Source organism: Streptomyces sp. NA04227 (assembly GCF_013364195.1).
Classification (GTDB): domain Bacteria; phylum Actinomycetota; class Actinomycetes; order Streptomycetales; family Streptomycetaceae; genus Streptomyces.
In genome coordinates, this window is sequence record NZ_CP054918.1 from 5,933,856 (window position 1) to 5,951,512 (window position 17,657).

General features: G+C 71.5%; 15 protein-coding genes. 4 read left to right on the forward strand and 11 right to left on the reverse strand.

What is annotated here, in order from left to right; genetic code table 11:
• Positions 1 to 20 precede the first annotated feature (20 nt).
• The gene (locus HUT18_RS25315) at positions 21 to 668 is read left to right on the forward strand and encodes a TetR/AcrR family transcriptional regulator (RefSeq protein ID WP_176102841.1); all 648 of its coding nucleotides are present in this window, start codon (positions 21 to 23) and stop codon (positions 666 to 668) included.
• 163 nt (positions 669 to 831) lie between these two features.
• Positions 832 to 2,160 (forward strand): glycoside hydrolase family 27 protein, encoded by a 1,329-nt coding sequence (locus HUT18_RS25320; RefSeq protein WP_176102842.1) that lies wholly within the window; start codon positions 832 to 834, stop codon positions 2,158 to 2,160.
• A 172-nt stretch (positions 2,161 to 2,332) separates the two neighbouring features.
• Here the strand turns inward: HUT18_RS25320 and nucS are convergent, their stop codons facing one another.
• Complete coding sequence (nucS, locus tag HUT18_RS25325) at positions 2,333 to 3,004, reverse strand: endonuclease NucS (protein WP_176102843.1); 672 nt, start codon at positions 3,002 to 3,004, stop codon at positions 2,333 to 2,335.
• A gap of 374 nt (positions 3,005 to 3,378) precedes the next feature.
• Here nucS and HUT18_RS25330 point away from each other — a divergent pair, with 374 nt between their 5' ends.
• Positions 3,379 to 3,771, forward strand: a complete 393-nt coding sequence (locus tag HUT18_RS25330) for an SCO5389 family protein (RefSeq protein ID WP_176102844.1) — start codon at positions 3,379 to 3,381, stop codon at positions 3,769 to 3,771.
• Between the two features lie 105 nt (positions 3,772 to 3,876).
• On the opposite strand, the gene HUT18_RS25335 is transcribed toward HUT18_RS25330, so the two are convergent.
• Positions 3,877 to 4,902, reverse strand: coding sequence for an LLM class flavin-dependent oxidoreductase (locus tag HUT18_RS25335; RefSeq protein WP_176104799.1), 1,026 nt, complete (start codon positions 4,900 to 4,902; stop codon positions 3,877 to 3,879).
• 209 nt (positions 4,903 to 5,111) lie between these two features.
• Here HUT18_RS25335 and HUT18_RS25340 point away from each other — a divergent pair, with 209 nt between their 5' ends.
• On the forward strand, positions 5,112 to 5,447 hold the full coding sequence (locus tag HUT18_RS25340) for an ATP/GTP-binding protein (RefSeq protein ID WP_176102845.1): 336 nt from the start codon (positions 5,112 to 5,114) through the stop codon (positions 5,445 to 5,447).
• A gap of 42 nt (positions 5,448 to 5,489) precedes the next feature.
• Here the strand turns inward: HUT18_RS25340 and HUT18_RS25345 are convergent, their stop codons facing one another.
• The 9 genes from HUT18_RS25345 to mce form a co-directional block, all read right to left on the reverse strand.
• The gene (locus HUT18_RS25345) at positions 5,490 to 6,362 is read right to left on the reverse strand and encodes an ABC transporter permease (protein WP_176102846.1); all 873 of its coding nucleotides are present in this window, start codon (positions 6,360 to 6,362) and stop codon (positions 5,490 to 5,492) included.
• The gene (locus HUT18_RS25350; protein ID WP_176102847.1) at positions 6,359 to 7,558 is read right to left on the reverse strand and encodes an ABC transporter ATP-binding protein; all 1,200 of its coding nucleotides are present in this window, start codon (positions 7,556 to 7,558) and stop codon (positions 6,359 to 6,361) included. The genes HUT18_RS25345 and HUT18_RS25350 overlap by 4 nt, the downstream gene beginning before the upstream one ends.
• Positions 7,559 to 7,729: 171 nt before the next feature.
• On the reverse strand, positions 7,730 to 8,662 hold the full coding sequence (locus tag HUT18_RS25355) for a hypothetical protein (RefSeq protein WP_176102848.1): 933 nt from the start codon (positions 8,660 to 8,662) through the stop codon (positions 7,730 to 7,732).
• 52 nt (positions 8,663 to 8,714) lie between these two features.
• Entirely contained in the window at positions 8,715 to 9,482 is a 768-nt protein-coding gene (locus HUT18_RS25360) for an ABC transporter permease subunit (protein ID WP_176102849.1), read from the reverse strand.
• Positions 9,483 to 9,485: 3 nt separating this feature from the next.
• The gene (locus HUT18_RS25365; RefSeq protein ID WP_176102850.1) at positions 9,486 to 10,571 is read right to left on the reverse strand and encodes an ABC transporter ATP-binding protein; all 1,086 of its coding nucleotides are present in this window, start codon (positions 10,569 to 10,571) and stop codon (positions 9,486 to 9,488) included.
• Between the two features lie 267 nt (positions 10,572 to 10,838).
• The gene (locus HUT18_RS25370) at positions 10,839 to 11,777 is read right to left on the reverse strand and encodes a cellulose-binding protein (RefSeq protein ID WP_176102851.1); all 939 of its coding nucleotides are present in this window, start codon (positions 11,775 to 11,777) and stop codon (positions 10,839 to 10,841) included.
• Between the two features lie 409 nt (positions 11,778 to 12,186).
• Positions 12,187 to 12,648 (reverse strand): hypothetical protein, encoded by a 462-nt coding sequence (locus HUT18_RS25375; RefSeq protein ID WP_176102852.1) that lies wholly within the window; start codon positions 12,646 to 12,648, stop codon positions 12,187 to 12,189.
• A 232-nt stretch (positions 12,649 to 12,880) separates the two neighbouring features.
• Positions 12,881 to 16,882: a polarized growth protein Scy gene (gene scy, locus HUT18_RS25380; RefSeq protein WP_176102853.1), complete on the reverse strand. Its 4,002-nt coding sequence runs from the start codon at positions 16,880 to 16,882 to the stop codon at positions 12,881 to 12,883.
• A 235-nt stretch (positions 16,883 to 17,117) separates the two neighbouring features.
• Positions 17,118 to 17,564, reverse strand: a complete 447-nt coding sequence (mce, locus tag HUT18_RS25385; RefSeq protein ID WP_176102854.1) for a methylmalonyl-CoA epimerase — start codon at positions 17,562 to 17,564, stop codon at positions 17,118 to 17,120.
• Positions 17,565 to 17,657 lie beyond the last annotated feature (93 nt).

Below are 17,657 nucleotides of genomic sequence, written 5' to 3' on the forward strand. Positions count from 1 at the left end.
AGAACCGCTAGGATGGGCTCATGCCGACGACGAAGACACCGACGACCAAGACACTGCGCGAGGGGTCCACCCGGAAGCGGGCCGCCATCCTCACCGCGGCCCGGGAGCTGTTCCTCGCCGACGGCTTCGACCGGTCCAGCGTCGACGCGATCGCCGCCCGGGCCGAGGTCTCCAAGAGGACGGTCTACGACTACTTCGGCGACAAGCAGACGCTGCTGCGCGCGGTCGTCGACGACGTCGGCGAGTCGATGATCACCACGATCCGGCGCACTCTCGACGACACCCTCACCGACCTCGCCGAGGACACCGACCTCGAAGGCGCCCTGGTCACGTTCTCGATGCGCATCGCGACCGACATGCTCGGCTCGGCGGAGTACGCGACGCTGCAACGACTGGTCCGCGCGGAGTCCGGCCACCTGCCGCACCGGGGCTACAACTCCATGGCCGACACCCCCGACGAGGCGGTCGCCGAGCGGTTCGCCGCCCTCGGCGAGGCCGGGCTGCTCGACGTCCCCGACCCCCGGCTCGCGGCCGACCAGTTCATCGCGCTGACCTTCGGCGTCGCGCTGGACAGGCTCGGTTCCGCGAACGCCACGGAGGACGCCCGCGTCCGGCCGCTCATCGTCGCGGGAGTGCGAACCTTCCTCCGGGCGTACCGCACGACGTAGGAAAGCCCGGCGTCCGGCTGTGCGAGAAGTCCTGGCCTCCCGCCGTTCCGTCCATGGCCGTGCTCCGGACGCACTTCACACACTGGGCATCCCCCCGCGCACGTCGCGCAGTTGACGTGTGCGGCGCGCTTCTCGCGTGCCCCGACCCAGAGGTGGATGCCGCATGTCCCCACACCGCTCTCCTCAGCACCGCGACGCCGCACAGCCCGCACCGACGACAGGGCGCGCGGCACCGCACCGCCGCTGGGCGGTACCCATCGCCGCGCTCGCGGTACTGGCGACCTCGACCGTGACGGCCGTACAGGTCTCGGCGACCGAGGCAGCCGAGGCCGCCGTATCCCGCACCACGGCCGTGACCGCGTCAGTGACCAAGGCCACGGACAACGGACTCGGCAGCACCCCACAAATGGGGTGGAACAGCTGGAACGCCTACCACTGCGACATCGACGAGGACAAGATCAAGGCGGCGGCCGACCGCGTCGTCGCACTCGGCCTGCGCGACGCGGGCTACGAGTACATCAACATCGACGACTGCTGGCAGGAGCCCGAGCGCGACGCCGAGGGCGCCCTGGTCGCCGACTCCGAGCGATTCCCCGGCGGAATCAAGGCACTTGCCGACTACGTCCACGCACGCGGCCTCAAGCTCGGCATCTACGCCACCCCGGGCAGCCGGACCTGCGCGAACATCTGGGACGGCTACCCGGGACGGCTCGGCAGCCTCGGGCACGAGGAGCAGGACGCGCGCACCTTCGCCGCATGGGGCGTGGACTACCTCAAGTACGACTGGTGCCGGGCCGACGAGGACGGTGTCGAGGAACAGACCGCCTTCACCAAGATGCGCCACGCGCTCGACGCGACCGGCCGCCCCATGCTCTACAGCATCCACGCCGAGCCGGAACTGCCGGTCGACCCCTGGCGCCCCGACGTGGCCCACTCCTGGCGCACCACCGTCGACATCCGCGACACCTGGGCCAGCATGCTCGACAACTTCAAGAAGTCCGTCCCGCAGGCCGAGTTCGCCGGTCCCGGCCACTGGAACGACCCCGACATGCTGGAGGTCGGCAACTCGGGCATGACGGACACCGAGTACCGCAGCCACTTCAGCCTGTGGGCGATGATGGCCGCGCCGATGCTCGTCGGCACCGACCTCGCGAAGGCGGACGCGGCGACCGTGGAGATCCTCGCCAACAAGGAGGTCCTCGCCGTCGACCAGGACCGCCTCGGCAAGCAGGGCACGGTACTCGCGAGCGAGAAAGGCGGCTGGATCCTGGTACGCGAACTCGCCGACGGGGACCGGGCGGTGGCCCTGTTCAACGAGTCCGGCACCGCACGGGAACTGACCACCACGGCACGGGCCGCGGGGTTGCCCGACGCGGACACCTACCGTCTGCGCGACGTATGGCGCCACCGCACCTCGGTCACCAAGGGCCGTATCGGCGCGACGGTACCCGCGCACGGAACGGTGATGTTCCGGGTGAGCGCGGGGAGTTGAGCCGGGGACGGGGAGGAACGCGGCGGATGTGAGGGACCGAACCGGTCCGGGGCCCGGCCACCTGCCGGGCCCCGGACCGGGGGTTCGCTCCTCTTGCCGTACGGGCCGTACGGGCCGTACGGACCGACTTCCCGGCAGCGACGTACGCCGGGCGTGCCGGGGCCGGTGTCCCTCAGAACAGCCGCAGCTTGTCGTCCTCGATGCCCCGCAGCGCGTCGTAGTCCAGGACCGTGCAGCCGATGCCGCGGTCGGTGGCCAGGACGCGGGCCTGGGGTTTGATCTCCTGGGCGGCGAACACACCGCGTACCGGGGCGAGATGGGGGTCGCGGTTGAGGAGTTCGAGATAGCGGGTGAGCTGTTCGACGCCGTCGATCTCACCGCGGCGCTTGATCTCCACGGCGACGGTGGCGCCCTCGGCGTCGCGGCACAGGATGTCCACCGGGCCGATGGCCGTGGGGTACTCGCGGCGGATCAGGGTGTAGCCCTCGCCCAGTGTCTCTATGCGGTCGGCGAGCAGTTCCTGGAGGTGGGCCTCGACTCCGTCCTTGATCAGGCCGGGGTCCACGCCGAGTTCGTGCGAGGAGTCGTGGAGGACCTCCTCCATGGTGATGATGAGCTTCTCACCGGCCTTGTTGACGACCGTCCAGACGCCCGCCTCCTCGCCGGTGCCCTCCTTGAGGGTGCACGGCGGGGACATCCAGTTGAGCGGCTTGTAGGCCCGGTCGTCGGCATGGATGGAGACGCTTCCGTCGGCCTTGACCAGGATCAGACGGGGTGCGGACGGCAGGTGGGCGGTGAGCCGGCCCGCGTAGTCCACGGAGCAGCGGGCAATGACGAGACGCATGGTCGGCAACGCTACTCGACGCGGGGCGCTGCTCGCGATCCGGCCGTCGTCGGCGGCTGTTGGGTGCGAAGGGCCGTGAACGACCGCCGGTCGACCCCATCCCTCGCTCGCGTCCCTCCGGTGTCTCTTCTCTCCTCGTTCCTGCCCGTTCCGTGTCCATCCTTTGTCCTCCCTCTGTCCCTTCTCTGCCGTTCCTCTGTCCTTTTCCGTCAACTCCCGTTCGTCAATGGCCGGTTGTGCGCGCATTCTCCTGGTGCGGGCGTCTCGCGATGCTTACCGTGGAGACAGGACGTCGTTGCGCGAGCACACTCTGTATCCGATGTCCTGAGCCTTGTCCGTCGTCCCCCGTCCGCGGGGGCGTGAGAGGAGAACCCATGTCGCTCGACGTCTCACCGGCCCTACTCGAACAGGCCGAGCGAGGCGAGGTCGACGAAGCCGCCTTCGTCGACTGCGTCCGGACCTCCCTGCCCTATGCATGGGACATGATCAGTTCCCTGGTGGCCGAGTTGAAGGTCGACGGCGGTCCCTTCGCCGACAACCAGACCCCGCCGCCCACCGAGCAGGAGCGGGGCCAGTTGCTGCGCGCGCTCGCCAGCGATGCCATACGCGGAGCCCTGCAGCGGCACTTCGGGGTGCGCCTCGCCTTCCAGAACTGTCACCGGGTGGCGGTCTTCCCGCTGGATGCCTCCGTGGACGAGCGGTTCGGCCGCTTCACCTCGGTCCGTAGCCAGATCCTCAATCAGAAGCCCGAATTCCGCGACTGCTGACGACTGTGGTGACCGCCTGCCGCTCCGTATCCCGGGTAAGTACGTACTCGGCGCGGCAGGCATTACAGATGCGGCGGCCACCACAGCTCCACCCCCGCCCCGGCCTCAGCGCAGCCGGGGCAGCACCTCGGCGCCCAGACGCCGGACGTTCTCCTCGGTCGCCGCGAGATCCCCACTGCCCTCGACGAGGAGCGCGAACCGGTCGATCCCGGTGCGCTCGGACGTCGCGGCGAGCCGGTCCGCACAGAGCCGCGGCGTGCCCACCGGGTGCAGGGAACACAGGAGTTCGGTGTACGCGTACGGGTCCCGCATGGCGCGCGGCCGGTTGTCGACCGTGACATGTGCGGCCAGGCCCTGCCGCAGCCAGCCGGGCATGGACTTGAGCAGGGTGCGGGTGGCCTCCGGGCCGTCGTCGGCGACCTGGGCGACCCCGGCCGAGACGTGGCCCGTGGTGGCGACGGTCTCCGCGCTGTGCCCGCTCGCCCGCGCGTGACTGCGCCACAGGGCGAGCATTTCCGCCTTTTCCTCGTCGCCCACATGCATGCCGAGCAGCATCGCGAGACCGCGTTCGGCGGCCAGTTTCACCGACTTCGGCGAGGTGCAGGCGATCACCACCTCCGGCCCCGGGGTCCCGTGCAGCGCTTCGTCCGGGCGCGGCACGACCGCGACCTCGCGGAAGGGGAACCTTTCGTCACCCGCCACCCGGGGCTCGCGCAGCCACCGGAGCAGCAGGTCGAGCGACTGCGGGAAGTGCTGCTCGTAGGCGGGCAGTCCGGTGCCGAAGACCTCCAGGTCCACCCAGGGTCCGCCGCGGCCCACGCCGAGGGTGAACCGGCCGCCCGAGGTGAGGTGGAGCAGCGCGGCCTGTTCGCCGACGGCCACCGGGTGCGCGCTGGGCAGCACGGTCACCGCGGTGCCCACCCGCAGCCGCTCGGTGCGGCCGAGGAGCAGGGCGGCCAGAGTGACGGCGGAAGGACAGGTTCCGTACGGCACGAAGTGGTGTTCCGCGATCCAGGCGGACTCCAGGCCCGCCTCCTCGCACACCTCGGCGGTCCGCACCGCGCGGTGCAGCGCCTCGCCGTGTCCCTGGCCCGGAAACTGTGCGGCCAGTACAAAACTTCCTATACGCATCGCACTCATGCCCTCCTCGGTGCCGACGCGGCCTCCCCCTCGAAGGCAACAACGTAGGACACATGACAAGGGCACGGCTTGTGCGTGATTGAAGCCGCAGGCCACCCCAACGTCGAGTGTTCTGGGGGTATTTGAGGCTTTGCGTCCAACCAGGTGTGCGAGGCGTACGCTGGGTGGAACCGCCGTTCCCGAGCACGTGAGGTGTGCCCGTGTCCCCCCGCCGCAACCGTGTCCCGTCCCGCAGGGGCGGCCACGCGGACGACAGCAGCGCCGAGAGTTCCGCCCGGTACGGAGGCTTCGAGTCCACCGAGACCTGGCAGGGCGAGCAGTGGTACGTACGCCATGTCGCGGGCGCCAGCTCGGCCGGGAAGACCTACCGCTGCCCGGGGTGCGACCAGAGCATCGGCTCGGGGCAGCCGCATGTGGTGGCCTGGCCCGAGTACGGCGGGGTCGACGAGCGCAGGCACTGGCACAAGTCCTGCTGGAACGCGAAGGACCGCCGCACCACGCGGGTGCAGCGGTCCCGTAACGCGCCCCGGTTCTGAAGCGGTTTCGAACCCCGGGCCGGTGTTCTGTGGTGGTGCGGCTCAGACGTCGCGCTTCTCAAGGAGCGCGTACGCGCCCGCGACCGCCGCGGCGGTCAGGCCGATCAGCAGGAAGAGCTGCGGGTTTCCGGTGTCGCCGCTCTCGGCGTCGACCCGGAAGATCATCGCCAGCGAGCTGGGCGCGTTGTACTCGTTCATCTTCTCGCCGAAGGACCGGGTGCTGTCGGCGATCATCAGGAACGCGGGCATGATCGCCGGGACCAGGACGACACCGAGCATGGCGGTGATCGCACCGGCCGAGTGCCGCAGCATCGAACCGACCGCGAGGGCCAGTACGCCGAGCAGCGAGACGTACAGCGAACCCTTGAACACCGTGCCGAGCCAGGGCTCCTCGGAGGCGTCGGCGTGCATGCCCGAGGCGGCGAGGCCCACCAGGCCGATGGAGATCACACAGGTGGTGAAGGCCACCGCGAAGAAGATGAGGAACTTCGCGGTGAGCACCCGGTAGCGCTGCGGCGAGGCGGTGAACGTCGTACGGATCATGCCGGTGCCGTACTCCGAGGAGACCACCAGAACGCCCAGCGTGATCAGGCAGATCTGGCCGAGGATCAGCCCGAAGAACGCGGGGATCGAGTACGGCACGTCCGCGTAGTCGGCGTCGTCGGTCTGCGCGGCGACGAGCAGGCCGATGCCCACCACCAGGGCGACGAAGACGCTGATGGTCCACATCGTGGAGCGCACCGACTTGATCTTCGTCCACTCCGAGGTCAGCGCGTGCCCGAGGTGGGTGCGCACGATCGGGATCGGCGAGGTGTAGCCGCCCTGGGCCGGCTGCTGCCAGCCCTGCTGCGCGGGCGCGGGCGGCTGCGCGTAGCTCTGCTGCGGCTGGGGAGCCGGCGGGGTCGGCGTGCTCATCGGGCGTCCTTGGTCGTCGGGGCGGACTGGGGAGCGGAGGCGGCCGGGGGAGCGGCCGGTGCCTGGGCGGGGGCGCCGAACGGCTGGCCGCCCGGGGCGCCGTAGCCGCCCGGCGCGCCCTGGGGCTGCTGCGGCTGCTGCGGCATCGCGAAGGGCTGGCCGCCGCCCTGCGGCGGGGGCGGCGCGTACCAGCCGGGCTGGCCCTGGCCGGGTACCGGCATCTGGTGCGGGGGCTGGGCGCCGGGGGGCAACTGCTGCTGGAGGCCCGCGCGTTGGTCGGCGGTAGAGGTGTACTCGACCGCGCCCTGGGTCATCCGCATGTACGCCTCTTCCAGGGAGGCCTGGTGCGGCGAGAGCTCCCACAGGCGGATGCCGGACTCGTGGGCCAGGTCGCTGATCTTGGGCAGCGGCAGCCCGGTCACCCGCAGGGCGCCGTCCGGCTCCGGCAGCACGTGGCCGCCCGCGCCGCCGAGCACGGAGCCGAGCTTCTCGCGCAGCTCGGGCTCGGTGTCGGGGGTGCGCACCCGGGCGAAGTCCGAGGAGTTCTGCGAGATGAACTGGCTGACACTGGTGTCGGCCAGGAGCTGGCCGCGGCCGATCACGATCAGGTGGTCGGCGGTCAGCGCCATCTCGCTCATCAGGTGCGAGGAGACGAAGACCGTACGGCCCTCGGCGGCAAGGGACTTCATCAGGTTGCGCACCCACAGGATGCCCTCGGGGTCGAGTCCGTTGACCGGCTCGTCGAAGAGGAGCACCTGCGGGTCGCCGAGCAGGGCGGCGGCGATGCCGAGCCGCTGGCCCATACCGAGCGAGAAGCCCTTGGAGCGCTTCCTGGCCACGTTCTGCAGACCGACCACGCCGAGCACCTCGTCCACCCGGCGGGCCGGGATGCCGGAGAGCTGGGCGAGGCAGAGCAGGTGGTTGCGCGCGTGCCGGCCGCCGTGCACCGCCTTGGCGTCGAGCAGCGCGCCGACCTGGCGGGGCGCGTTGGGCAGCTTGCGGTACGGGTGTCCGCCGATGGTGACCGATCCGGCGGACGGGGTGTCCAGGCCGAGGATCATGCGCATCGTGGTGGACTTGCCGGAACCGTTCGGCCCGAGGAATCCGGTGACGGCGCCCGGCCGCACTTGGAAGGACAGATTGTGCACGGCTGTCCGCGCGCCGTAGCGCTTGGTCAGGCCGATCGCCTCGATCATGCTCCGCACCCATTCGACAGGTTCAGGGACGTCGGAGAAGTACACGCCCCCCGTAAGGGTTAGGAGAATAACTGGAGGCTGACGGTTCCGGCCAAGGTGCTTTCGGTGACTTTTACGATGCTACGTCCCGGTTCTTGTCCGCTGTTCGCCGACTGTGCCGCATGTTGAGGCTCAGTCGTGACCTGGGCGCTCCCCGACCTCCGCGACAAGGCCGAGCTCGCTGTCACCGGCGGCGAAAGAGCCGTCCAACGGGGGAAGTTGGGCGTACGTGGGCGGGGGCCCGGGGTTCTCGGTGTACGCGGCGAGAGTGGGTTGCGGCACCGCCCAGCCCTCCTCGGCGAAGACACGGGTGCCCTCGGCGCGGGCATGCGGATCGCGTCCCGCCCGGGCCACCCAGTCCGCCGGTCCCGGCCCGAACAGCGTGCGCAGCCGGGCCGAGCCCGCGAGGAGTTCGGCCAGGAGTTCCGCCTGGTCACCGCCGCCCTGCCGGGGCAGCCCGGTCCTGGGGTCGGCCAGCACGCCACGGGCCCCCGCGTACATCTGGGCCCCGGCCAGCCGCTCGCCCGAGGGCAGCACCATCTCGAAGACGCCGCCGGGCAGCAGGGCCCGCAGATAGTTCGGGAACTCGGTGCCGTCGACCACGTCGAGCTGCCGGGGCTCCAGCCAGGACGCCCACAGGGTGCCGGTCACGGCCGGATCGAGGTACGGGGCCGAGGCGACGTAGCCGATCCGGCCGATGTGCGCCGAGCAGCCGACCGCCACACCGCGCACCCGTACCGGGACCATCGGCACCAGTGCGGGCACCGCGAACCGGCCGAATTTGTAAGCGAGTTGGGCGGGCGAGGCATTGGAGCCGACCGCGATCACCGGGAACCGTTCCTCGGTCGGCGCCTGGCCGAACTCGCGCAGCACCTCATCGAGAGTGCCGGTGAAGCCGTCCACCGTCCACTGCCCGAGCCGTCCGGCCCGTACGCCGAGACCGAACAGCTCCTCCCCGGCCAGCAGCGCCGGGCCCGGCGCCGGGCGGCCCGGGTAGGACAGCGGCTCCAGCGCGGGCACGGTGTCCAGACCGAGCGCCGCGAGACTGTGCTCCCACTGCGGCACGCGTGACTCCTTCTCTTCCCGCGGTACGTGCACCCGGGCCTCCCCTCCGGGCTCAGGCGTCCCGCCGCTTCAGCAACACGTACCCGCCGATCAGGGCGGCAGCCACCCACAGGCACATGATCGCCAGGCCGCCCCAGGGCCCGTACGGCTTGTCGTCGTCCAGGGGCGTGACGACCTGCATGATGCGGCTGCCCGCCTGGTCGGGCAGGTACTGGCCGACCTTCTTGGTGGCGCTGACGTTGCCGAGGATGTTGGAGACCAGGAAGAAGAACGGCATCAGGATGCCGAGCGAGAGCATCGGGCTGCGCAGCATCGAGGCGACGCCCATGGAGAACAGCGCGATCAGGGTCATGTAGAGGGCCGCGCCGATCACCGCGCGCAGGACGCCCTTGTCGCCGAGCGAGGCGCTGTGGTCGCCGAGCGCCGCCTGGCCGAGGTAGAAGGTCACGAAGACGGTGATCAACGAGACCGCGAAGGCGAGCAGCGTGGCCACCGCGATCTTGCAGAACAGGAAGACCCCGCGCTGTGGCACCGCGGCCAGCGAGGTACGGATCATGCCGGTGCTGTACTCGTTGGAGACCACGAGCACACCGAAGACGATCATCGCGAGCTGTCCGAGCGTGGTCCCGGCGAAGCTGACGAAGGTCGGGTCGAAGGCCAGCCGGTCCTCGCGGCTCAAGTCGTCGAAGGTGTTGTTGACGACGATGCTGATCAGCAGACCGAAGGCGATCGTCACGACCGCCGCGAGGGAGAGCGTCCACACCGTCGAGGCCACCGAGCGGATCTTGGTCCACTCGGACCTGAGCACCTGTGCCACCATCGCTCACTCCCCCTTTCCGGGGCGTCGCCAGCCGGCGCCCCAGCCCGGGGCACCGGGGCCGCCGGTGGTCGGGCCGCCGGGTGTGCCGCCCGGGGGAGGGGCGCCGCCCGGCGGCGGCCCCAGCGGGACGGAGTCCGGGAACTGGCCCGGTGGCACCGCCGCAGCGCCCTGCACCAGCCGCGGGTCGCTGTGCGCGTGGTACTCCACCGATTCGGCGGTGAGCTGCATGAACGCTTCTTCCAGTGAGGCCTGCTGGGGGCTGAGCTCGTGCAGCACGACCTGATGCGTGGCCGCCAGCTCGCCGAGCTTCTCCGGTCCCACACCGTCCACTTCGAGCGCCCCGCCGCCCACCTCCACGACGGTGATGCCCTGGTGGTGCAGGACGTCGAGCAGCCGCTCGTACTGGGGAGAGCGCAGGCGTACGTACGAGCGGGAGTTCTGGCGGATGAACTCGGCCATGGAGGTGTCGGCGAGCAGGCGGCCCTGGCCGATGACGACGAGGTGGTCGGCGGTCAGTGCCATCTCGCTCATCAGGTGGGAGGAGACGAAGACCGTACGGCCTTGTGCGGCAAGGGACTTCATGAGGTTGCGGATCCAGTGGATGCCCTCGGGGTCCAGTCCGTTGACCGGCTCGTCGAACATCAGGATCCGCGGGTCGCCGAGCAGCGCGCCCGCGATCCCGAGCCGCTGGCCCATGCCGAGCGAGAAACCCTTGGCCTTCTTCTTGGCGACCGCGGTCAGGCCGACCGTGTCGAGCACCTCGTTCACCCGGGCTCTGGGGATGCCGTTGCTCTGGGCCAGGCACAGCAGGTGGTTGTACGCGCTGCGGCCGCCGTGCATCGCCTTGGCGTCCAGGAGCGCGCCGATGTACTTCAGCGGGTCCTTGAGGTGGTCGTAGTGCGTGCCGTCGATACGGACATCGCCCGCGGTGGGACGGTCGAGCCCGAGCATCATGCGCATCGTGGTGGACTTGCCCGCGCCGTTGGGGCCCAGGAAGCCGGTGACGATGCCCGGTCGCACCGTGAAGCTCAGATTGTTGACGGCGAGCTTCTCGCCGTAGCGCTTGGTCAGCCCTTCCAGCTCGATCATGCGCTCCACGCTAAGGCGGGGTTGCGGGCTCCGCCTCTTGGTGGGGCGCGCAATCGGGGCGTGCGGATGCATTCGCAGCGCACTCGATGGTGGTGCACGCTCCCCGCTCGCGCAGCGCGGAGACCACCCGCACAGCGCGAAGACCGCTCGCACAGCGCAGAGCCCCCGTACCGCGAGGATGCGGTGACGGGGGCTCTGCGCGGTCTCGGCTGCCTGAGCGCTGGCTGCCGGGAGAGCACTCGCTCCGTGAAGCTGCGAACTACCGGGTCAGCGGGTCTGCTGCGCCGGGACGCTGCGGGTGGAGCCGGACTCCTCCTCGGCCGGGCTGCCCGCGGCGGCGACCGCGGCACCGGTCAGCGTGGCCAGCATCTCGCGGACGTTGGTGAGCTGGGCGTTGATCGAGTCGCGGCGGTTGGTGAGGGCCGCGAGCTCGCGCTCGGATTCGCTGCGGATGCGGTCGGCCTTGGCGTTGGCGTCCGCGACGATGTCCTCGGCCTGGCGCTGGGCGGTCTCCACCGTCTGGCGGGCGCGGCGCTCGGCGTCGGTGCGCAGCTTCTCGGCCTCCAGGCGGAGCTGCTCGGCGCGGTGCTCGATCTCGGCCAGACGCTTCTCGGCCTTCGCCTGACGCGAGGCCAGGTCGCGCTCCGACTGCTCGCGGCGCTTGGCGAGGTTGGTCTCGAAGTCCGCGGCGGCCTGGGCGGCCTTGGCGCGGGTCTCCTCGAAGAGGGCGTCGGCCTCCTCGCGCTTGGACTGGGCGTCCTTCTGCGCGTCCGAACGGAGCTGGGTCGCCTCGCCCTTGGCCTTCTCGACGATCCGCGCGCCCTCGTCCTCCGCCTTGGCCTTGCGGTCGGCGGCGAACGACTCGGCGTCGTTGCGGACCTGCTGCGCGGCGGACTCGGCGAGTTCGCGGTGCTGCTCGGCGCCCCGACGGGCCTCCTCGCGCAGGTCCTTCGCCTCTTCCTCGGCGAGGCGCAGGATCTTCTCGACCCGCGCGCCGAGACCGGCGTACGAAGGCTCGGCGTCGTTGATCTGGGCCTGGGCGTTCTGGGTCTCGAGGTGGAGCTCCTCGATCCGCTTCTCCAGGGCCGTGATCCGGGTCAGGGCGCTGTCGCGGTCGGAAACGAGCTTGGAAATGCGTTCGTCCACCTGAGCGCGGTCGTACCCACGCCGCACAAGCTCGAAGCCGTAGGGGGAAGTGTCGCTCATGGGGTTCCTGTCGAAAGAGACCGGTGAGGTGATAGGGGGAATCCTAGAGGTCCGGACGGCGTGTCATCGAGCTGATGCCCGTTAGATCTGGAGAATGACACCTCTTTTGGGTGGCTGACGACCGGAGCACTTGCCAGGGGTGGTCGCCAAGCACCCTACAAAGCACGGAATTTACCGTTCCGCCCGGGGTGAGTGCTACCGCGTCCACACTCCGGAAAGTCTTGAATCCGCCGGTGGCACAGCCGAGTTGGGACTCCGCGACCCTTCGCTCCAGCGTACGCCGGGGCGCGAAATCCGAACCATGCGCCCGTAGCGGGACGTTCGCGGGACGTTCGCGGGACGTTCGCGGGAACGGCAGGGGTCACCAGAGTGGAGGGGAGGTGGCGCATGTGTCCAACCGGGGCGGGCCTCAGTGAGCGTGCGAGAGCCAGGGGTGGTAGTGCGTACGGCCCAGGATGTCCCCGCTGTGTGCCGCCGCGGCGGCACCGACCGCGGGTGTGGCGAGCAGCGTGAACATGATCGGGGCGTAGCCCCCTTCGGTCGCGAACGCCACCACGACGACCTCGCCCAGGAACACCGTGCTCGCGACGGCCCCGGCGAGCAGTCCCCGCAACGCGGCGCGTGCGGCGATCCATTCGGGCGCCAGCGCCAGTGCACCACCGGTCGCCGCACCGAGCAGGACACCGACCGCCAGGCTGCCGCCCACCGCCGTCACACCGTTCAGCGGGCCTGCCGCACTACCGGCGGACGTACCGCCGAAGAGCCGGGCCGCGGCGGCGACGAGCCACAGGCAACCGAAGAGGATCGCGGGAACGGTCCCGATACGCAGACCGAGCCGGACACCGCGACGGATCACCTGTCGTCCGGTCATCGCGCACTCCCAAGATCCGCGCCCCGCTGTCACGTTCCGGCACTCGGGCCGGACCCCACGGAGCGTTCAGGGAGGGGAGTGTACGGAAGGGAAAGACGCAGGTCGCCACCGCCCCGGCTGTCGGGACGTGCTCGCAACGTCACGCCGTTTGCCCGAAGGGCGGGGGCAGCCGGGACTGCGCGCACACGGCCCGCCCGGGCCCCGTCAGCAGGGCCGCCGACCGGCCCCCGCCTCAGCTCTCCCCGGACTTCGACCCGGTCGCCCCGGCCCCCGCGGGCGCCTTGCCCCCGCCGTCCGCCGCGGACTTGGGTGTCTCGAAGCCGAGGGTCTCCAGGACGTCCTGGACGCGGGCGATCTCGGCGTTGATGTCCTCGCGCCTGCGCACCAGAACCTCCAGCTCGCGCTTGCCCTCCTCGACCGAGCGGCGGGCCTCCTCCTCGGCCTCCGACTTGACCTGCCGGGCCTCGCGCTCGAGTTCGGCCTTCTTCTGCTCGGCCTCCTTGAGCAGCGCCTCGGCCCGCTTGACCGCGTCGATGCGTACCCGCCCGGCCTCGGACTCCGCGTCCGACCTCATCTCGCGGGCCTGCGACTCGGCCTCGGTCAGCTGCTCCTCGGCGGCCTTCACCAGGGCGTCGCAGCGCTCACCGGCCGACTTCATCGCCTCGGCCGACTCACGTCGGGCGCGCTCGTGCAGCTCCTCGACCTCGCCCGTGATGCGCTCGCGCAGGTCCTCGGCGCGCTCCCGGATCGAGGCGGCGTCGCGGCGCGCCCCGACGAGCAGTTCGTCGGCGTCCGTACGGGCCTTCTCCACCCGGGAGTTGCCCTCGACGGTGGCCTCGGAGACCAGTCGCTCGGCCTCGTTGCGGGCCGCGCCCACCATGGAGTCGGCCCGGCTCTCCGCCTCGGCCGTGGTCTTGTGCGCCTCGCGCTGGGCCTCGCCGGTGAGCTTCTCGGCCTCGGCGGCGGCCTCGGTGATGAGGGTGTCGACCTGCTCGGCGGCCTCCGAGCGGCGCTTGTTGGCGTCCTTGCGCGCCTCGTCCAGGGTCCGGTCGGACTCCGCCCTGGCCTCGCTGCGCATCCGCTCGGCCTCCTCCTCGGCGGTGGCCCGCAGCGCGGCCGACTCGGCCCGTACGCGCTCCGCGTGCTCCTGCGCAGAGGCCAGGGTCTGCGCGGCCTCGGTGCGCAGCCGCTCCGAGTCCGCGGAGGCGTCCGCGATCAACCGCTCGGCTGCCGCGACCGATTCGGCGCGTACCCGCTCGGCCTCGGTCCGGGTCTGAGTGGTCAGGCGCTCCGCCTCGGTGAGGGCCTCGGTGCGTACCCGCTCCGCCTCGGCGGTCGTCTCCTCCCGCAGGCGTTCGGCCTCGCTGGTGGCCTCGTTGATGAGCGCGTCGGCCTGGGTGGCGGCGTCGGAACGGATCCGGTTGGCGTCCTCGCGCGCCTCGGCGCGGGTACGGGAGGCGTCCTGCTCCGCGGAAGCGGTGGCGTCCGAGGCCTCGGTGCGCAGCCGCTGGGCGTAGTCGGCGGCCTCCGCGCGCAGGCGTTCGGCCTCGCCCGCTGCGTCCGCGCGTACCCGCTCCGCCTCGGTGGAGGCCTCGGTACGCACCCGCTCCGCCTCGCTCGTGGCGTCCGCGTGCAGCCGTTCGGCCTCCGCCGTCGCCTCGGCGACCCGTTGCGCGGCAAGGGAGTTGGCGCTGTCGGCGGTTTCCTGGGCCTCGGTGCGCAGCCGGGCGGCCTCGTCGGTGGCGCGCTCGCGCTCGGCGTGCGCCTCGGCGCGTACCCGGTCGGACTCCTCCTGGGCCTCGGTCCGGGTGCGTTCGGCGGCGTGCTCGGCCGCGTTGCGCAGTCCGGTGATCTCCTCCTGGGCCTGCTCGTGCAGACCGGCGACCGCGTCCCGTACCTCCTTGGCGGTCAGCTCGGCGGCCGCGACCAGGTCGGTGGCCCGGCGGTCCGCGTCCGCGCCGACCCGCTGCGCCTCGGTCTCCGCCTCCTCGACCCGCTTGCGCGCCGCGGCGAGCAGTTCCTCGCTCTGCTCGCGCGCCCGCTCGCGCTCCTGGTCGGCCTCCTCGCGCGCGGAGCCGAGCAGTTCCTCGGCCTCCCTGCGCCGCCGTGCGGCCTCCTCCTGGGCGGCGGCCAGCGCCTCGGCGGCCTCGGCGCCCACCCGCTCGGCGGCCGCGGCCGCCTCGGCGTGTACCCGGTCCGCCGACTCCTGCGCCTCCGTCTTGAGCCGCTCCGCCTCGGTGGCCGCCTCCGTGCGCAGCCGTACCGCATTGGCCTCGCCCTCGGCCCGGGACCGGGAGGCGTCCGCCGCGGCCTGGGTGCGCAGCCGGTCCGCCTCGGTCTCGGCCTTCTCGGTCGTGCTGCGCGCCCGCTCGGCGGACTCGGTGCGCAGCCGCTCGGCCTCCTCGGTGGCCTCCCGGCGCAGCCGCTCCGCCTCGGTGCGGGCCTCGGTCAGCGCGGTCTCCGCCGAGGCGAGCCGCTCCTCGGCCTCCGTCCGTACCCGGCCGAGTTCCTCGGCGACCGACTGCTCGCGGGCCTCGATGCCGCGCTCGGCCTCCTCGCGCAGCTCCGTCGCCGCGCGCTCGGCCGCGGCCCGGGTGGCCTCCGCCCGCTCCTCGGCCTCGTCGCCCTGCTGCTTCGCCTCATTGCGGGCGCGCTCCAGGGCGTCCTCGGCCTGCTTGCGCAGGGTGCTCGCGCGCTCGATGGCGTCGAAGCGGACCCGCTCGCTCTCGGTGGTCGCGGTCGTCCGCAGCTCGTCGGCGTCGGCCCGCGCCTTGGTGAGCAGCTCCTCGGCGGAGCTGGCCGCCTCCTCGATCTGCTGGACCGCCTCGCGCCGCGCCTCGCCGCGGATCTTCTCGCCCTCGGCGACCGCCTCGGCACGCAGCTGCTCCGCCTCGCCGCGCAGCCGCCGCGCCTCCTCCTGGAGCTCGACGGTCTTGGCGCGGTAGTCCTTGGTGTCGTCCTTGGCCGCGCCCTTGAGCTGCTCGGCGATGTCGTGCGCCTCGGCGCGCAGCCGGTCCGCCTCGGCCTCGGCCTCACTGCGGGTGCGCTCGGCCTCCTCGGCAGCCGCCTTGGTGGTCGCCTTGGCCTCGTCGGCGGCCTTGGTCAGGACCTCCTCGGCGGTACGCGCCGCCTTCGCCGTCTGCGAGGCGGTCTCCTCGGCGGCGACGTTACGGGCCTTCTCCGCCGCGTCCGCGATCAGCTTCTCGGCCTCGGCCCTGGCGTCCGCGACGACCTGCTCGGCCTCCGCCTTCGTCGCCTCGGCCTCCTTGGTGGCCTCGCCGACCAGCCGGGCGACCTGCTCCTTCGCCGTACGGGTGCGCTGCTCGTTCGCGGCCTCGGCGGCGCTGAGCTGCTTGCCCGCGGCCTCCTTGGCCTCGGCCACCAGCTTCTCGGTCTGCTCCCGGGCCTCGCGCAGCGCCTTCTCGGCCTCCGCCATCCGCTCCTCGGCGGACCGGTTCAGCTCGGCCGCCTGCCGCCGGGCCGCGTCGGCCTCGCCCGCGGACGTACTGCGCAGCCGCTCGGCGTGCTCGGTCGCCTCCTGGGCCTGCGTGGACGCGGCGCCCAGCAGCCGCTCGGCGTCACTGCGGGCGCGCCTGAGGGTGGCCTCGGCCTCGGCACGGCCCGACTCGGCCTCCTCGGCCAGCCGCCTGCGCGCCTCGTCGGTGAGCCGCTGCGCCTCCGCGCGGGCGGCGGCCAGCGACTGGTCGGCCTCGCTGCGGGAGTCGTCGAGCAGCCGCCGCGCCTGCTGTTCGGTACGGGCCCGCAACTGCTCGGCCCAGGCGACGTTTTCGTTGACGTGCGACTCGACGGTCTGCCGCCGCTCGGCGAGCTCCTGGTCGAGCTGCTGGCGCCGGGAGACGGCCTCGGCGTGCAGCTCGGACTGGAGCCGGGCCTGCTGCTCGGCGTGCTCCTGGAGGATGCGCTGCGTCTGGGCGCGCGTCTCGCGCAGCTCCCGCTCGGCGTCGGACCGCAACTGGTCGGCCTGGAGCTGGGCGTTGCGCAGCAACTGCTCGGCCTGATAGCCGAGATCGGCACTGTCGTAGGCGGGACGGAACGCGAGATTGCGGCGCGCCTCGTGCAGCTTGGCGCGCAGCACCTCGACCTGGTAGCCGAGGTCCTCGGCGTGCTGGACGGCCTTTTCCCGCTCGGTCTTCAGCCGCTCCAACTCGGCTTCGAACCGGGAGAGGTGGTCGTCCTCAGCCCGCTCTCGCTCCTGGCGCTCATAGCCACGCACTGCGCGGTCCCATCCGTCCCCTGGTCGCAGTCTTTCCTACGAGCCGCGCTCTACGCCGAACGAGGCCCCCGGGGAATGGTGTCAGATCAACGGCAACACGTGGGCTGCTGCCCACTGCACGCCCCCCGGAAACCCGGACCCCGGCCCACGGCCGTCCCCGAGGCGGAGGGTCGCACCCCGCCTGTGGACGGCCGGAGCCAAGACTACCGGCCCTGGTATGTGCCGGTCAGGCCTCTCAGTGACCGGACCCCTCACCAGCCGCAGGCGCCGAGGTGACGAGCTCGGTCAGGACCCCGCCGCAGTCCTTGGGGTGCAGGAACGTGATGCGGGAACCCATCGAGCCGATACGCGGCTCCGGGTACAGGACGCGGACGCCCTTGTCCTTGATGTCGGCCGCGTCCGAGTCCACGTCGGCGGTACCGAAGGCGATGTGGTGCACGCCCTCGCCGTTCTTGGCGAGCCACTTGGCGACGGTGGAGTCCTCCCGGGTGGGCTCCAGGAGCTGGAGGTAGGAGGCACCGCCGTCGTCGGTGGAGTTGATCTTGAGCATGGCCTCTCGCACGCCCTGCTCCTCGTTGACCTCGGAGTGGTACACCTCGAAGCCGTAAGTGGCACGGTAGAACTCAACGGTCTTGTCGAGATCGAAACAGGCGATCCCAATGTGGTCGATTCGCGTCAGCATGGTTTCAGTGCAGCGTCACAGGTGGTGATTACGCAACGTGCGCGCCATCACACTTCATGCCCGGTGACGCATCTCTTACTGCTCAGTACATTC

Bases quoted from the DNA above. Each gene is read 5' to 3' on its own strand.
- HUT18_RS25315 (WP_176102841.1), top strand. From the start codon at position 21: ATGCCGACGACGAAGACACCGACGACCAAGACACTGCGCGAGGGGTCC.
- HUT18_RS25320 (WP_176102842.1), top strand. From the start codon at position 832: ATGTCCCCACACCGCTCTCCTCAGCACCGCGACGCCGCACAGCCCGCA.
- nucS (WP_176102843.1), bottom strand. From the start codon at position 3,004: ATGCGTCTCGTCATTGCCCGCTGCTCCGTGGACTACGCGGGCCGGCTC.
- HUT18_RS25330 (WP_176102844.1), top strand. From the start codon at position 3,379: ATGTCGCTCGACGTCTCACCGGCCCTACTCGAACAGGCCGAGCGAGGC.
- HUT18_RS25335 (WP_176104799.1), bottom strand. From the start codon at position 4,902: ATGCGTATAGGAAGTTTTGTACTGGCCGCACAGTTTCCGGGCCAGGGA.
- HUT18_RS25345 (WP_176102846.1), bottom strand. From the start codon at position 6,362: ATGAGCACGCCGACCCCGCCGGCTCCCCAGCCGCAGCAGAGCTACGCG.
- HUT18_RS25350 (WP_176102847.1), bottom strand. From the start codon at position 7,558: ATGATCGAGGCGATCGGCCTGACCAAGCGCTACGGCGCGCGGACAGCC.
- HUT18_RS25360 (WP_176102849.1), bottom strand. From the start codon at position 9,482: ATGGTGGCACAGGTGCTCAGGTCCGAGTGGACCAAGATCCGCTCGGTG.
- HUT18_RS25365 (WP_176102850.1), bottom strand. From the start codon at position 10,571: ATGATCGAGCTGGAAGGGCTGACCAAGCGCTACGGCGAGAAGCTCGCC.
- HUT18_RS25370 (WP_176102851.1), bottom strand. From the start codon at position 11,777: ATGAGCGACACTTCCCCCTACGGCTTCGAGCTTGTGCGGCGTGGGTAC.
- HUT18_RS25375 (WP_176102852.1), bottom strand. From the start codon at position 12,648: ATGACCGGACGACAGGTGATCCGTCGCGGTGTCCGGCTCGGTCTGCGT.
- mce (WP_176102854.1), bottom strand. From the start codon at position 17,564: ATGCTGACGCGAATCGACCACATTGGGATCGCCTGTTTCGATCTCGAC.